Origin of the sequence: Pseudomonas sp. LFS044 (assembly GCF_047978245.1) — a bacterium.
Lineage (GTDB): Bacteria > Pseudomonadota > Gammaproteobacteria > Pseudomonadales > Pseudomonadaceae > Aquipseudomonas.
On record NZ_JBFPFX010000037.1, the window covers coordinates 40,774 to 56,723 of the forward strand.

At 65.1% G+C, this 15,950-nt stretch carries 13 protein-coding genes; 9 read left to right on the top strand and 4 right to left on the bottom strand.

The window, feature by feature from the left end; all coding sequences use genetic code 11:
* The first annotated feature begins 13 nt into the window (after positions 1 to 13).
* From ACNQPL_RS24220 to nirD, 3 genes are all read left to right on the top strand, one after another.
* A complete protein-coding gene (locus ACNQPL_RS24220; RefSeq protein ID WP_416468101.1) occupies positions 14 to 3,985 on the top strand; it encodes a molybdopterin-dependent oxidoreductase in 3,972 nt (1,323 codons plus the stop codon).
* 269 nt (positions 3,986 to 4,254) lie between these two features.
* Positions 4,255 to 6,807, top strand: coding sequence for a nitrite reductase large subunit NirB (gene nirB / locus ACNQPL_RS24225; RefSeq protein WP_346615742.1), 2,553 nt, complete (start codon positions 4,255 to 4,257; stop codon positions 6,805 to 6,807).
* Positions 6,807 to 7,169, top strand: coding sequence for a nitrite reductase small subunit NirD (nirD, locus tag ACNQPL_RS24230; protein ID WP_416468102.1), 363 nt, complete (start codon positions 6,807 to 6,809; stop codon positions 7,167 to 7,169). The genes nirB and nirD overlap by 1 nt, the downstream gene beginning before the upstream one ends.
* A 56-nt stretch (positions 7,170 to 7,225) precedes the next feature.
* Here the strand turns inward: nirD and ACNQPL_RS24235 are convergent, their stop codons facing one another.
* From ACNQPL_RS24235 to ACNQPL_RS24250, 4 genes are all read right to left on the bottom strand, one after another.
* Complete coding sequence (locus ACNQPL_RS24235; protein WP_416468103.1) at positions 7,226 to 8,176, bottom strand: 2-hydroxyacid dehydrogenase; 951 nt, start codon at positions 8,174 to 8,176, stop codon at positions 7,226 to 7,228.
* A 24-nt stretch (positions 8,177 to 8,200) separates the two neighbouring features.
* Positions 8,201 to 8,959: an SDR family oxidoreductase gene (locus ACNQPL_RS24240; protein ID WP_346615739.1), complete on the bottom strand. Its 759-nt coding sequence runs from the start codon at positions 8,957 to 8,959 to the stop codon at positions 8,201 to 8,203.
* A gap of 16 nt (positions 8,960 to 8,975) precedes the next feature.
* Positions 8,976 to 9,686: a fumarylacetoacetate hydrolase family protein gene (locus ACNQPL_RS24245; RefSeq protein ID WP_416468104.1), complete on the bottom strand. Its 711-nt coding sequence runs from the start codon at positions 9,684 to 9,686 to the stop codon at positions 8,976 to 8,978.
* Positions 9,687 to 9,777: 91 nt separating this feature from the next.
* Positions 9,778 to 11,121, bottom strand: a complete 1,344-nt coding sequence (locus tag ACNQPL_RS24250; protein ID WP_346615737.1) for an MFS transporter — start codon at positions 11,119 to 11,121, stop codon at positions 9,778 to 9,780.
* A 293-nt stretch (positions 11,122 to 11,414) separates the two neighbouring features.
* On the opposite strand from ACNQPL_RS24250, the gene ACNQPL_RS24255 reads away from it, so the two are divergent.
* The 6 genes from ACNQPL_RS24255 (at position 11,415) to ACNQPL_RS24280 (ending at position 15,793) form a co-directional block, all read left to right on the top strand.
* Positions 11,415 to 12,344 (top strand): helix-turn-helix transcriptional regulator, encoded by a 930-nt coding sequence (locus ACNQPL_RS24255; protein WP_346615736.1) that lies wholly within the window; start codon positions 11,415 to 11,417, stop codon positions 12,342 to 12,344.
* A gap of 10 nt (positions 12,345 to 12,354) precedes the next feature.
* Positions 12,355 to 13,287: a pca operon transcription factor PcaQ gene (gene pcaQ, locus ACNQPL_RS24260; protein ID WP_346615735.1), complete on the top strand. Its 933-nt coding sequence runs from the start codon at positions 12,355 to 12,357 to the stop codon at positions 13,285 to 13,287.
* Positions 13,288 to 13,514: 227 nt separating this feature from the next.
* Positions 13,515 to 14,267 carry an FKBP-type peptidyl-prolyl cis-trans isomerase gene (locus ACNQPL_RS24265; protein ID WP_346615734.1) on the top strand — a complete coding sequence of 251 codons (753 nt, stop codon included), beginning with the start codon at positions 13,515 to 13,517 and terminating at the stop codon, positions 14,265 to 14,267.
* A 281-nt stretch (positions 14,268 to 14,548) separates the two neighbouring features.
* Positions 14,549 to 14,989, top strand: a complete 441-nt coding sequence (locus ACNQPL_RS24270; protein WP_346615733.1) for a YkvA family protein — start codon at positions 14,549 to 14,551, stop codon at positions 14,987 to 14,989.
* A 100-nt stretch (positions 14,990 to 15,089) separates the two neighbouring features.
* Complete coding sequence (locus ACNQPL_RS24275) at positions 15,090 to 15,428, top strand: helix-turn-helix domain-containing protein (RefSeq protein WP_346615732.1); 339 nt, start codon at positions 15,090 to 15,092, stop codon at positions 15,426 to 15,428.
* Positions 15,425 to 15,793, top strand: coding sequence for a hypothetical protein (locus ACNQPL_RS24280; RefSeq protein WP_346615731.1), 369 nt, complete (start codon positions 15,425 to 15,427; stop codon positions 15,791 to 15,793). Before ACNQPL_RS24275 ends, ACNQPL_RS24280 begins: the two co-directional genes overlap by 4 nt.
* Positions 15,794 to 15,950 lie beyond the last annotated feature (157 nt).

Genomic DNA, 15,950 nt, shown 5'->3' on the forward strand with positions numbered 1-15,950 from the left:
AGGAGACCCGCCCATGACCCGTACTGAAGTCCGCAGCGTCTGCCCCTATTGCGGCGTCGGCTGTGGCATCGTCATGAGCGTGGCCGACGGCAAGGTCAGCAAGGTCAGCGGCGACAAGCAGCACCCGAGCAACTTCGGCCGGCTGTGCACCAAGGGCCTTACCGCACACATTCCGCTGACCGCCGCCGGGCGTATGGAACGTGCATTTGTGCGCCAGCAACGCGACCACGAACCGGCACGCAGCAGCCTGGACCAGGCTATCGCCCAAGCCGCCGAGCGGCTGCGCGGCATCATCGACCAGCATGGCCCGGATGCCGTGGCACTGTATGTCTCGGGGCAGATGTCGCTGGAAGCCCAATACCTGGCCAACAAGCTGGCCAAAGGCTTTATTCGTACCCGCCATATCGAATCCAACTCGCGCCTGTGCATGGCCAGTGCTGGCAGCGGCTACAAACTGTCCCTCGGCGCCGACGGCCCGCCTGGCAGCTACCAGGACTTCGAGCGCGCGGACCTATTCCTGGTGATCGGTGCGAACATGGCCGACTGCCACCCGATCCTCTTCCTGCGCCTGCTGGACCGCGTCAAAGCCGGGGCAAAGTTGATCGTCGTCGACCCGCGCCGCACCGCCACCGCCGACAAGGCCGACCTGTTCCTGCAGGTGCGCCCCGGCAGCGACCTGGCCCTGCTCAACGGCCTGCTGCACCTGCTGCACCGCAACGGCCAGACCAACCGCGAATTCATCGCCCGCCACACCGAGGGCTGGGATGAGCTGCCCACGTTCCTCGACGACTACACGCCGGAACGCGTGGCGGCCATCACCGGGCTCTCGGAAGCCGACATCCGCCAAGCTGCCGAGCTGATCGGCACTGCCGGGCAGTGGATGAGCTGCTGGACCATGGGTTTGAACCAGAGCGTGCATGGCACCTGGCACAGCAACGCGCTGTGCAACCTGCACCTGGCCACCGGCGCCATCTGCCGGCCCGGCAGCGGGCCGTTTTCGCTCACAGGCCAGCCCAATGCCATGGGCGGGCGCGAAATGGGCTACATGGGGCCGGGCCTGCCCGGCCAGCGCTCGGCGTTGGTCGCAGGCGACCGCAGCTTCGTCGAGGCGCAGTGGGGCATGGCCCCCGGTAGCCTGCGCGCAGAAGGCGGCGAAGGCACAGTGGCGGTGTTCGAGCAGATGAAGGCGGGTGACGTGAAAGCCTGCTGGATCATCTGCAGCAACCCGGTGGCCAGCGTCGCGAATCGCCAGCAGGTGATCGACGGCCTGCGCCACGCTGAGCTGGTGATCACCCAGGACGCCTTCCTCGATACCGAAACCAACCGCTACGCCGACATCCTGCTGCCCGCCGCGCTGTGGGCCGAAGGCGAGGGCGTGATGATCAACAGCGAGCGCAACCTCACCTTGATGCCCCGTGCGGTGCAAGCGCCGGGTGAGAGCCTGCCGGACTGGCAGATCATCGCCAGGGTCGCCTGCGCCATGGGCTATGCCGAGGCGTTCGATTACCCCGACGCCGAAGCGGTGTACAACGAAATCCGCCGCTTCTACAACCCGGCCACCGGCTACGACCTGCGTGGTATCAGCTATCAGGCCCTGCGCGACAAGCCGCGCCAATGGCCCTGCGCCCCCGGCCGGGTGGATGACCGCAGCCCACTGCGTTATGTCGAAAACGGCGACCCCGCCAGCGTGGTGTTTCCAACCGCCAGCGGCAAGGCGCGTTTCTTCGCCCGGCCCTGGCTCCCCGCGCCAGAGCTGCCAGACGCCGACTACCCGCTGGTGCTCAACACCGGCCGGGTACAGCACCAATGGCACACCCTGACCAAGACCGGCAAGGTGCCGGCGCTGAACAAACTGGAGCCCGGCCCCTTTGTCGAAATCCACCCCGAGGATGCCGCCCGGCTGGGTATCCACGACAAGGACCAGGTGGCCATCCGTTCCCGCCGTGGCCAGGCCGTGCTGCCAGCGCGGGTCAGCGACCGGGTCATGCCCGGCAATTGTTTCGCGCCGTTCCACTGGAACGATGTGGTCGGCGAGCAGCTGGCGATCAATGCCGTCACCTGTGATGCGGTGGACCCGCTGTCGCTGCAACCCGCGTTCAAGCACTGCGCCGTAGCCCTGGAGCGGGTTGCTGGCGAACGCATCGAAGCCCTCGACCTGACTGGCGCCACGCCAATACCGGAGCCTGCCCGCATGCCCACCGCGACCCTTTCTCGCCTTCTCGGCCTGGATACCCTGCCAGCCCCCGTGCTGGCCGAAGAGGAGCGTCATTACCTGCAGGGTTTTCTGCTCGGCCTCGACCAGGCCCGTGCCGAGGGCGTGCCCAGCTTGCCGGCCAGTGCACCGCTGGCGGCGTCGCGACGCTTGTTCGTCGACGGTCTGCTGGCCGGGCTGTTCGCGCAACCGGCAGCGCCCGCCGAGGTACCGCGTCACCAGGTGCTGTGGGCCTCGCAGACCGGTAACGGCGAGGCACTGGCCGAACGCTGCGCTGCGCATTTGCGCAATGCCGGCCTGGAGGTGCAGCTCAGTTGCATGGAGGCGGTGAGCCCGCGGCAGTTGCGCGGCGCCGCCAGTGTGGTGCTGATCGCCAGCACCTTCGGCGATGGCGATGCACCGGACAGCGCCACGGCGTTCTGGCAGGCGCTGCAAGGCGAAGAGGGCGTTCATTGCGCCGAAGTGCCCTATACCGTGCTGGCCCTGGGCGACTCCAGCTACGGTCAATTCTGCGGGTTTGGCCGCAAGCTCGACCAGCGCCTGGCCGAGCTGGGGGCGCGTTGCTTGCTGCCGCGGGTCGACTGCGAGCCCGACTTCGATGAGGCCTTCGCCACCTGGCTCGACGCGTTGTTGCCAGCGCTGGGCAGTGCCGCTGCGCCGTTGCCGGTGAGCGAAGCCGTTGCGAGCTACAGCAAGCAGCAACCCTGGTCCGCCACCTTGCTGGAGAACCGCCTGCTCAATGGCCCGGGCGCCAGCAAGGAAACCCGCCAGCTGGTGTTCGACCTTGCCGGCAGCGGTTTCACCTATGCCGCCGGCGATGCGCTGGGTGTGTGGCCGCGCAACTGCCCGGCGCTGGTCGAGGAACTGCTGGCTGTGATGCAGCTCGATGGTCAGGCCCAGGTGCAGCTCAAAGGCCAGCCGGTCATGCCCTTGGCCGAAGCGATGGAATCGCATCTGGAAATCGCCAAGGTCACCCCGCAGCAACTGCAGCGGTTCAGCCAACAAACCGCCGACCTGCAGCGCCTGTTGCGGCCCGAATGCAAAAGAGAATTGCAGGACTGGCTTTGGGGCCGGCAATTGATCGATGTTCTGCAGGCATTCCCCCAGGACCTGCCGCTGGCCACCTGGCTTGACCTGCTCAAGCCGTTGCAGCCGCGGCTCTATTCGATCAGTTCCAGCCCGTTGGCGCATCCAGATCAGGTGCACCTTACCGTTTCGACCGTGCGCTATGGCGAGCGCAAAGGTGTTTGCTCAAGTTTCCTCGCCGACCGCGGGCAGGCCGTCAAAGTGGCGATTTTCCCGCAGGTGTCGAAGCACTTTCGACTGCCCGAAGACGACGCCGTGCCGGTGATCATGGTCGGCCCCGGCACAGGGGTAGCGCCGTTTCGCGCCTTCCTCGAAGAGCGCGAAGTGCGCGGTGCCAAAGGCGCCAACTGGTTGTTCTTTGGCGAGCAGTACGCCGCCACCGACTTTTATTACCAGGCGCAATTGCAGGCCTGGCAGGCCAGCGGCCACCTGCGCCTGGACACGGCGTTTTCCCGGGATCAGGCCGAGAAGATCTACGTGCAGCAACGCCTGCGCGAGCAGGGCGCGCAGGTGTGGCAGTGGCTGGAGGCGGGGGCGTACTTCTACGTCTGCGGTGATGCCCAGCACATGGCCAGGGATGTGGATGCGGCGCTGCGTGAAATCATTGCCGAGCATGGCCGGGTGGATGCGGATGCCTACATGGACAGCTTGAGCAAGGCCGGGCGGTACCGTCGTGATGTGTACTGAAGTGCTCCAGGATGGGGAGCGTTGCACCGTGAATGTGCATTGACTGGGTGGGCCCTGTCGCCCACAAGCCCGCTCCAACCGTGCAGGGGCGGGCTTGCCCGCGAGGGGCCAGCCCAGCCAACACAACTGGCACATTCCCTGCTTTATCTACAGCACAACAAGCCCCACTGATCAACGGCGATCAACCCAGGGGCACTCCGTGATGAATACAGGCAAAGGCGCCTGGAGCTTCGGCTCCAGGCGCTTTTTTTTTGATCGAGGATCGGCTTATGAAGGCAACAGCGAGCAGCGGGCAACGGGAGCGACTGGTCATCGTCGGCAACGGCATGGTCGGCCACCATTGCGTCGAGCAATTGGTAGAACGCGGCGCGCTGGCGCGCTTCGAGCTGCATGTGTTCGGCGAGGAGCGCCAACGTGCCTACGACCGCGTGCACCTGTCGGAGTACTTCGGCGGCAGCTGTGCCGAAACCCTGGCCCTGTGTGGGCAAGGTTTCTATGGCGATAACGGCGTGCACCTGCACCTGGGTGAAGCCGTGCTGGAGATTGACCGCGAGCGCCGCGAAGTGGTCACCGCAGAGGGGCGCTACGGCTACGACCAGTTGGTCCTGGCCACCGGTTCGTATCCCTTCGTGCCGCCGATCGAAGGCTCCAGCGGCAATGCCCGGCTGGTCTACCGCACCCTCGACGATCTCGATGCAATTCGCAGCGCTGCCGCCGATGCGACCCGGGGTGTAGTGGTCGGCGGCGGCCTGCTGGGCCTCGAAGCTGCCAACGCGCTCAAGTCGCTGGGCCTCGAAGCGCACGTGGTGGAATTCGCCCCGCGGCTGATGCCGGTGCAGCTGGACGGCGAGGGTGGCGCAGCGCTCAAGGCCCAGATCGAAGCCCTGGGTGTCGGCGTGCACCTGTCGCGTGCCACCCAGTCGATCAGCGCCGGCGAGGCCTACCGCTATCGCATGAACTTCGATGGCGGCGAGCACCTGGAAACCGACCTGATCGTTTTTTCCGCCGGCATCCGCCCACAGGATGCCCTCGGCCGTGCCTGCGGGCTGGAAATTGCCGCGCGCGGGGGTGTGGTGATCGACAACCACTGCCGCACCAGCGACCCGCGCATCTTCGCCATCGGTGAGTGTGCGTCGTGGAACGGCAGTGTGTTCGGCCTCGTCGCGCCGGGCTACAGCATGGCGCGCAACCTGGCAGCGCTGCTGCTGGGCGAGGCGGCTGGCGAATTCACCGGCGCCGACATGTCGACCAAGCTCAAGCTGCTGGGCGTCGATGTCGGCTCCATCGGCGATGCCCACGGCACCACACCGGGCGCACGCAGCTACCGCTTCATCGACGAGGCCAACGCGTCCTATCGCCGATTGGTGGTGGATGCCAGCGGCAAGCACGTGCTCGGCGCAGTTCTGGTGGGCGACAACAGTTACTACGACACCCTGCTGCAATACGCCCAGAACGGCATCGCCCTGCCGGCCGACCCTGCGGCGCTGATCTTGCCGCAAAGCGGCGGTGCGCCAGCCCTGGGCGCTGATGCGCTGCCCGACAGCGCGACCATCTGCTCGTGCCACAACGTCAGCAAGGGCGCGGTATGCGCGGCAATCGACAGCGGTTGCGGCGACCTTGCGGCAGTCAAGGGCTGCACCAAGGCGGCCACTGGCTGCGGCGGCTGCGCGGCGTTGCTCAAGCAGGTCTTCGAGCATGAACTGACTGCCCGTGGTGTGACCGTGGACAAAAGCCTGTGCGAGCACTTCGCCTACACCCGCCAGGAGCTCTACGGGCTGGTGCGCGTCGGCGGCATCCGCAGCTTCAGTGACCTGCTCGCACGCCATGGCAAGGGCCACGTCGGTTGCGACATCTGCAAGCCGGCGGTGGGCAACATTCTCGCTTCGTGCTGGAACCAGCCGATCATGGACCCGGCGCTGGTGCCGCTGCAGGACACCAACGACACCTTCATGGCCAACATGCAGAAAAACGGCACCTACTCGGTCGTGCCGCGCATACCAGGTGGTGAAATCACCCCCGACAAGCTCATCGTGATCGGCCAGGTGGCTAAAAAATACGACCTCTACACCAAGATCACCGGCGGCCAGCGCATCGACCTGTTCGGCGCCCAGCTTCACGAACTGCCGTTGATCTGGGGCGAATTGATCGAAGCTGGCTTCGAGACGGGCCACGCCTACGGCAAGTCGACCCGCACGGTGAAATCCTGTGTGGGCAGCACCTGGTGCCGCTACGGCGTGCAGGACAGCGTGGCCATGGCGCTGCGCCTGGAGGACCGCTACAAGGGCCTGCGTAGCCCGCACAAGCTCAAGTTCGCGGTCTCTGGCTGCACCCGGGAGTGCGCCGAGGCGCAGAGCAAGGACATCGGCGTGATCGCCACCGAGAAGGGCTGGAACCTGTACGTGTGCGGCAACGGCGGCATGCGCCCACGGCATGCCGAGCTGTTCGCCACGGACCTGGATGACGAAACCCTGGTGCGCCTGATCGACCGCGTGCTGATGTTCTACATCCGCACCGCCGACAAGCTGCAGCGTACGTCGGTGTGGCGTGAAGGCCTGGAAGGCGGCCTGGACTACCTCAAGCAGGTGGTCCTGGACGACAGCCTGGGCCTGGCTGCCGAGCTGGAAGCGCAGATGCAGCATGTGGTCGACCACTATGAATGCGAGTGGGCCAACGCCCTCAACGACCCGGAAAAGCTCAAGCGCTTCCGCACGTTCGTCAACGACCGGCGCGCCGACCCGGACGTGCACTTTGTTCGCGAGCGCGACCAGCGCCGCCCGGTAGCACCGCTGCACCTGATCCCAACCATTGAGGAGGCTGTCTGATGAACCTGTCCAACGCTGTTGTGGCAAAGCAACGCAACTGGCAAGCGGTGTGCCGGGCCGATGACCTAGTCGCCGACTCCGGCGTGGTGGTGTGGCTCGAGGGTGAACAGGTGGCACTGTTCTACCTGCCCGGTCATGAACAACCCCTGTACGCGGTGGGCAACCGCGACCCACGCTCCGGAGCCAACATCATCGGCCGTGGGTTGGTGGGTAGCCTGCAGGGGGAATTGGTGGTGGCGGCGCCGCTTTACAAGCAGCATTTCAGCCTGCACAGCGGCGAGTGCCTGGAAGATGCCGGCCAGCGGCTGCGGGTGTGGCCGGTGCGCTTGAACGGCGGGGCTGTGGAAGTGGCGGTGGCCTGAACCATCGCTGCTGCCCTCATCACTGGCTTGCCGGCGATGAGGGCGGTATGGGCCGCTTAGATAACCAACCCTTGCGGTGTACGCCCGGCAAACACCTCCACCAGGCTTGCCACCACCATCTCGCCCATGCGCGTCCGGGTCTGCACCGTGGCGCTGGCACGATGCGGCTGCAGCAGCACATCTTCGCGTTCGAACAGCACTTGCGGCACGCGTGGTTCATCGGCAAACACATCCAGCGCCGCACCGGCAATCTCACCCGCCTGCAGCGCCGCGATCAACGCAGGTTCATCCACCAGCTTGCCGCGCGCAATGTTGATCAGATAGCCCTCAGGCCCTAGTGCCCGCAGGACCTCGCGGTTGACCAAGGCTTCGCCCTTGTCCGCCGCCGCTGCCAGGATCAGCGCATCGCTGTCGCTGGCCAGTTGCGCCAGGTTCTGCTCGAACCCGTACGGCACATCCTGCGCCTGCAAGTCGGTGTAGCGGATCGGGCAGCCAAACGCCGCCGCCCGCTGGGCCACGGCGCGCCCGACCCGGCCCATGCCGACGATGCCGATGCGCATGCCCGACACCTGCCGCGCCAGTGGCAACGGCGCCAGGGGGGTGGCGCTGGTCGCCCAATGGCCGGCGCGCACGAAGCGGTCGCCTGTGGCAATGCCGCGGCACACGCCGATCAGCAGGCCGATCGCCAGGTCGGCGACATCCTCGGTCAGCGCGCCGAGGGTGGCGGTTACCTGAATTCCTCGGTCGCGGGCATAGGCCAGGTCTACCGCATCGGTGCCCACACCGTTTACCGCCACCACTTCAAGCTTGGGCAGGCGCGCCATGAGCGCCTGGCTGATACCGGTGTGGCCGCCGGTGATCACGCCACGGATGTTGCCGCCATGCAGGCTGACATAAGCGTCCTTGTCGGCCTGCTCGTAATAGCGGTGCACGGTGAACAGTTGCTCCAGGCGCTCGCGGATGGCCGGGATAAGAATTGGGCTCAGTTGCAGGACTTCAGGTTTCATCAGTCACTCCATTCAATGCAGGGGTCAGCCACGGCCGACAAAGGGCATGTTGCTGGCCATCACGGTCATGTTCAGCACGTTGGCCTCCAGCGGTAGCGCGGCGATGTAGCGCACCGCGTCGGCCACATGGCGCACGTCGAGCATCGGTTCAGCGGCGATCTCGCCGTTGGCCTGGCGCACGCCGCGGGTCATGCGCTCGGACAGCTCGGTCAGGGCGTTGCCGATGTCCACCTGGCTGCACACGATGTTGTAGGGGCGGCCGTCCAGTGCCAGGGCCTTGGTCAGGCCCAGCACCGCGTGCTTGCTGGCGGTGTAGGGGGCGGTGAACGGGCGCGGGGTATGCGCCGAGATGGAACCGTTGTTGATGATCCGCCCGCCCTGTGGCTGCTGGCGGCGCATCAGGCCAAACGCGGCTCGGGCGCAGAGGAACACGCCGTCGACATTGGTGGCGATGACGTTGCGCCAGTTTTCCAGGGGCAGTTCATCGACCGGCACGGCCGGCGCGTTGACCCCGGCGTTGTTGAAGATCACATCCAGGCGCCCATGCACCTCCTCGAGGGTGGCGAACAAATGCGCGACGCTTTGTTCATCACGCACGTCGGTGGGCACCGCCAGGGCTTCGCCGCCAGCTGCCTGCGCTTGCTCCACCAGCGCCTGCAACGGCTCGGCACGGCGGCCAGCCAGCACCAGGCTGTAGCCATCTTCCAGCAGGGCGAGGGCGACCGCGCGGCCGATGCCGCTGCCAGCCCCGGTGACCAGGGCAACTTTCTTGTTTTGGCTCATGTCCGTCTCCTGTGTTTCAGGCAGCGTCTGCGGTTTGGCTGGTGGGGCGTGGGCCGACGCGCATGTGCAGCTCACCGATGCCATCTATGCCAGCGTGGATCAGGTCGCCCGGGTTCAGCGGCGCCACGCCGGGCGGGCTGCCGGTCATGATCAGGTCGCCCGGGCGCAGCGGCAGTTGGCGGGACAAGCGGCTGATCACCTCGGCCAGTGCCCAGGTCTGTTGGCTCAGGTGTGCGCGCTGGCGCTCCTGGCCGTTGACGGCCAGCCACAGCGAGGCGTCCAGTGGCCATGGCAGCTGGCTGGCGGGGGTGATCGCGGTCATCGGTGCGGATGCCTCGAACACCTTGGCGCCTTCCCACGGCAGGCCTTCGTGCTTGGCTTGCCGTTGGCGGTCGCGAAGGGTCAGGTCCAGGCCCGCGGCAAAGCCGAACACATGCTCGCGCGCTTGCTCCGGGCTGATGTTGGCGCCGCCCTTGTCGATGGCCACGACCAGTTCGATTTCATGGCAGAACTCCTCGGTCAGTGGCGGAAAGGGCAGTTCGCCCAGTGCCTCGACCACGTTGCTTGCGGGCTTCATGAAGAACACCGGCTCGCGTGGGGCGGGGCCTGCCGTCTCGGGCCAAGGGTAGTTGCGGCCCAGGCAGAACACCCGGCCGACCGGGAAGCGCGCAGCGCTGCCGAGTACAGGCAGGCTGACGACGGCGGGCGGGTTGAACAGGTAGGTCATGGGTGGATCCTCCGTTGGGGAGTGGCCAGCGTAGCCAGTGCCAGGCGGGCAAAGTTGGACGAAAGCGGGGTTGGCTTGGACAAATCCCGGCTCATGCCGCGGTCTTCAGTTCGATGCGGTACAGCTTGCCGAGCAGCAGCGAGTACGACAGGGTGCCCATCAGCGCCACCGCGCCGATAAACCAGAACGCCAGGGCGAACGAGCCGCTCATGTGCACGATGGCGCCAATCACGATCGGCGTGACAATGCCGCCGATATTGGCCGCCAGGCTGGTGATGCCGCCGGTCAGGCCGATCAGCTCCTTGGGCGCGACTTCCGACACCGCAGCCCACGACGACGAAGCGATGCCCTGGGCGAAGAACGCCAGGGTGAGCACGGCAATGCACAGCACGTTGGAGTCGGTGAAGTTCACCAGCACGATCGACATGCCCAGCATCGAACCCACCACCAGCGGCAGCTTGCGCGCGAACGACAGCGAATAGCCGCGGCGAATCAGCAGGTCGGAGACGATCCCCGCCAGGAGGATGCCGACGGTGGCGCCAATGAACGGCATCACCGCGAAGATGCCGACCTTTATCAAGGTCAGTTGGCGCTCTTCGATCAGGTAGGTGGGGAACCAGGTCAGGAAGAAATACAGCGCCGAGGTGCTGGCGAACTTGCCCAGGCAGATCGCCCACACTTGCCGATAGCGGAAAAGCTCGGCCACTTGCCGCCAGTCGAAACGGGTGCGCTGCTGGCTGCTCTTCACCAGCCCTCCGCCGTTTTCGATGTAGGCCAGTTCTTCCTTGCTGACCTTCTTGCAATTGAGCGGGTCGCGGTACAGGAACAGCCACACCACGCCGAACAGGATGCCGACCAGGCCCGTGCTGTAGAACACATGGCGCCAGTCGTAGGTGGTGGCCAGCCACAGCAGGGCACCGGTGAACAGTGCGGTACCCAGGTACTGGCCGCACACGTAGATGCTGCTGGCCACGCCGCGTTCACGGGCCGGGAACCATACGGTTACCGCGCGGCTGTTGGCGGGGAACGCCGGCGCCTCCATGGCGCCGACCGCCAGGCGCAAGCCGAACAGCGAGGCAAAGCCGGTGGCCAGGCCCTGGGCCACCGTCACCGCCGACCAACTGATCAGTGACACGCCGTAGGTCAGGCGCGAGCCAAAACGGTCGGCGATGAACCCGGCGGGCACCAGCGCCAAGGCGTAGGTCCAGGCGAAGGCTGAGAAGATCAGGCCCATCTCGACCTTGTCCAGGCCCAGGTCCTTGGCCATGAACGGGGCAGCGATGGAGATGTTGACCCGGTCGACGTAGTTGATGATGGTTGCCACCAGCAGCAGCGAGAGCATGAACCAGCGGCGGCGGGTGGGCAGGCGTTGTGATGCGGCCGCGTCCCGCGCGAACGACGGCGCGGCGGTGCGGGAGGTAGGCGTGCTCGACATGAGTCGACCTCGTTTGTTGTTGTTGGTAGAGGTTGGGCTGCAGTCCCGCCCCTAAGGTGGTCGTACAACGAGTCGAATGCAACGGTGGTTTTAGACCGTTTTTTTCACTCAGACCGTGGGCTGGCTGCGCTGTCCAAAAAAATCGAGCGACCGGGTTTTGCCTGTTTTTTTCGCTGAATCCAGCGTTCTACAAGGGCTGCGTGCATTTGCGGTTGCGCCGGTTTTTGCAGAAGGGGTTAAATTGAGGTGTTTCGACGTCGTACAACTTATTTCCCGTACACCGGAGATTGCCCATGCCCCCCAAGCGCGAGGTGCCGACCTACCTCATGCAGCAGCGCAGCGAGCTGATGGATTTCTACATCCGCGACCAGCGTGGCCGCCCCGCAGAGACCGCGCCGCACCGCCACGAGTACTTTCAGATCCAGGTCAACTTTGGCGGTGACACGGTGCAGCACATCGGCAACGTGCAGCGGCCGTTCCGGCGCAACACCCTGGCGTTTATCCTGCCGCATCGGGTGCATGTGATTCCCCACCCAGCCGACAGCGATTTTGTGGTGATCAACTTTTCCCAGACGTTCCTGCTGCCGCATCTGGCCTGCGACCCGATGGACCTGGAAGAAGTGTCGATTCTGCAAGCCCCCGAACTGTCGCCGTTCCGCTTCCAGGAGCACCTGGACTTCTGCCTTGCCGAGGCCGACTTTGCCGAGGTTGGGCGCATCCTGGCGCAGATGCGCGAGCTCGATGCCAACCGCCGCTTCGGTAGCCGCGAAGTCCTCAAGGGCCTGTTGCTGCAACTGATCGGCCAGGTCTGCGGCCTGTACGCCGAGCCCTTGCGTGAGCTGGCCGATAGCAACGCGGCGCAGCTCAGCCGCCGCGCCGCGCTTGGGCGCATGAGCGAGTACTTGCGCCGGCATATCGACGACCCCGACCTCAACCTGCACAAGGTGGCGGCAGCCACTTACCTGTCACCCAGCTACCTCACCCACTGGCTGCGCAAGGAAATCGGCAAGACCTTCAGTGAGCTGGTGCTGGAGCGGCGCATGCACGCGGCGCGCAACTACCTGCTTAACGGCAACCGGCCGGTGGGGGAGGTGGCGCGGTTGTGCGGCTTCGCCGACGAAGCCTATTTCTCGCGGCGCTTCCGTCAGATTCACGGCCTGCCGCCGGGGCAGTTCCGTCGCCAGCAGCGCGACCCGGATACGCCGCAGGTGGCGATGCGTTAAGCTTGCCGGCATGAACCTCGACACCCGTATCAAATACCGCCACCTGCTGTGTTTCCTGGAGATTGCCCGGCAGGGCAGCCTGGCCAGGGCCGCCGACGTTCTGGCGATCAGCCAGCCGGCGATTTCCAAGACCCTCAAGGAGCTCGAAGACCTGCTCGAGACGCGCCTGTTCGAGCGCAGCCGGCAGGGCGTCGAGCTGACCCCCGCCGGCACGCGCTTCATGCGTTATGCCGGGCCCAGTGTGCAGGCGTTGCGCGATGGCGTAAGCAGCCTGCGCGGTGAAGCGCGGGCGCCTTCGCAGGTGCGCATTGGTGTGCTGTCGACCGTCGAGGGCCTGTTGATGCCTGAAGTGCTGTGCCGCCTGCATCAACGTCACGAGGCGCTGCTGATCAGCGTGGTGACCGGGGTCAGTGCACAGCTGCTCGGGCAGTTGCGCTTGGGCGAGCTGGAACTGGTGGTTGGGCGCATGACCGACAGCCCACAGATTCAGGGCTTGTCGTTCGAGCACCTGTACAGCGAATCGATGGCCCTGGTGGTACGCCCCGGGCACCCGTTGCTGGCCAGCACACCGGTAGAGCGCGCACGCGTGGGGCGTTATCCCCTGGTGTTGCCGCCCCCCGGCACCACCATTCGCCAGCACGCCGACAGCCTGTTCGTGCAGTGCGGCATCCAGCTTCCCGCACAACGCCTGGAAACCCTTTCACTGGCCTTGAGCCGCCGTTACCTGCTGGGCAGTGATGCATTGTGGGTAGCGCCGCGCGACGCGGTGCTGCTCGACCTGCGCCGCGGTGAGCTGGCGGAACTGGACCTCGGGGTGAGCGAGCCGGGTGGCTCGGTGGGTATTTGCCGTAATGCCGCAGCGCCGCAGAGCCTGCCGGGGCAATGGGTGTGCGAGGTGCTGCGGGAGGTGGCAGGGCAGTACAGGGAAGGCTCATACCCTTGATGGTGCAGCTTCATACCCTTCAGACATAAATCGCCATAATTTTCGGGCAAAAGCGCAATCATGGGTCAATACTGGCCAATGGCTGTAGCCCGTGGATGAATAACCTTTTAAGTACTGAACTTCCTTACCAGAACCCGCTCTTATGCCGGTAGCCATTGGTAATGGCCGCCTGATAAGCTCGCGGCTTTACCCTGATTGCCCACATGGCGCATGAACAAGGAAATAGCATGAAACAGCATCGTTTGGCGGCTGCGGTTGCCCTAGTAGGCCTGGTACTGGCTGGCTGTGATCAACAAGCCAGCAGCCCCGAGCTGAAAACTCCGGCACAGAAAGCCTCCTACGGTATCGGCCTGAACATGGGCAAGAGCCTGGCTCAGGAAGGCATGGAAGACCTTGATTCCAAAGCCGTCGCCCTCGGCATCGAAGACGCCGTGAGCAAGAAAGAACAGCGCATCAAGGACGAAGAGCTGGTAGAGGCCTTCACCTCCCTGCAAAAGCGTGCCGAAGAGCGCCTGGCCAAGGCCAGCGAAGAAGCCGCCTCTGCCGGCAAGAAATTCCTCGAAGAGAACGCCAAGAAGCCTGGCGTCGTTACCACCGCTTCGGGCCTGCAGTACGAAGTGATCAAGAAGGCTGATGGCCCTCAGCCCAAGCCTACCGACGTGGTCACTGTCCACTACGAAGGCAAGCTCACCGATGGCAAGGTGTTCGACAGCTCGGTAGAGCGTGGCAGCCCGATCGACCTGCCGGTCAGCGGCGTCATCCCGGGTTGGGTCGAAGGCCTGCAACTGATGCACGTCGGCGAGAAGTACAAGCTGTTCATCCCGGCTGAACTGGCTTACGGCGCGCAGAGCCCAAGCCCGCTGATCCCGGCAAACTCGGTGCTGGTCTTCGACCTGGAGCTGATCGCCATCAAGGATCCAGCCCAGCTGCAAGGTGAAGCGCCGGAAGGCGAAGCCCCAGCTGAAGCACCTGCCAAGTAATACTGGCCGGTAGCAGCACAACGCCCCGTCTCGACGGGGCGTTGTCATTTCTGCGCCCGGCACCGGGCCGAACCTCGTGGGCCTGAAAGTGTCCGAGAGAATGCAGCGTGGAGAAGCAGGAGGCTTCTGACGCAAATCGTTTGCGCCATTGAAACGACTGTGTAAAAAACGCCCGATCTGACCGGGGCCCTTGCCTTGTGGGCACCTGCCGTCAGAAACTTCGCCCTGTTCACAAGGTTATCCACAATAAATGTGGATAACCTTTCCCCGTTGGAGGCTCCATGAGCGCACCCTGGAATTTCGCCCGCTTCCTGCCCTTGGCCGAGCGCCTGCTCAGCCGCGGCCGGTTGCCGGCCCTGTTGTTTGCAGTGGCCCGCAAAGGCCCGCGCCTCGGCCAGTTGCGCGGTGACATCAAGCTGCTGCAGTCGCTGTGCCTGGCCTGGTGGCGCGGCGAGTACCGTGCAATCAGCCCCAAGGCCCTGGTAACCATCGTCGCCGGCCTGTTGTACTTCGTCAGCCCCATCGATGCCATTCCGGACTGGCTGCTGGGGGTGGGCTTCCTGGATGACATTGCCGTGCTCGGCTGGGTGCTGAAGACCGTGGCCGATGAGCTGGCGCGCTTCAAGGCCTGGCGTGACAGCCAGGCGCCAGAGCGCCTGCGCGTGGTCGAGCGGCTGCCCGACACCCCTGAAGCGCTGCGCCTGGAGCGCAAATCGCACTGAAAGCGAGCAGATCCCCACAGACTCCCGCGCTTGGTAATATAATTGGCATAAGGATTATGCCTACGGATTACATGCCGTAATCCTACGTTAGGGGGTTGTTATGGGTATTCAGGTCATTAGCCGGGACGGTCAGCCCGAGTACGCCGTTGTTCCCTGGGAGCAGTACCAGGCGTTGCTCAAGGCGGCCGGGCAGGTGCCTGCGCAAGCAGTTGCCGAAGTCGATGAACAGCGCGCGACACGCGTTGATCTGCCCGCTTTCAGTGAGGTGGCGCAATTGCGCCAAGCCAAGGGCATCGCGCCTGAAGCACTGGCGCGCAATGTGGGTGTCAGCCCTGCGTACTTGGCCATGATCGAATCGGGCGAACGCGAGCCAGGGGACGTCATCCGCCGTGCCCTGGCGTGGCACCTGGGCGTGGCAGGCTGGAGCGAGCCGTCATGAGCCAGGTCAGGATCAGCCGACAGCATTGGCAGAGCCTGCTGGATGAGCTTGACCTGGCCCGCCGTCAACGCCACTTGCTGACTTATCGTGCGCTGATCGAGCGCCTTCAATTGCCCACGCCGGCCATGCAGACGCTGACGGCCGCGCTGGAGTATTTAGCCGTGCTGGACGCACGCGCCGAACAGCCGCTACGCAGCTCGCTGGTTATCAGCCAGGGCGCCAGCCGCTTGCCGCGTACCGGCTTCTTCGAGTGCGTGGAGCGCCTGGGGCGCTTCTCCGGGCCGGTGGATGGCATGGAGGCGGCTTCGTGGCATGCGTCGGAAGTGGTGCGGGTGTTTGAGTACCCTTATCCTGAGATTGCCTGATCAGGTCAGTGCTGCCAGGTGTAGGTCGATGGCTTTTTGGCGTTCATGAGATCGAGCGCCGCCCGCGCGGCGCTTCGCGGGGCAAGCCCGCTCCCACATTTGTTGCAACGTGCCATGGCCTGATAGGCCATAGTTGTTAGCCTTGGTGGCTCGACGA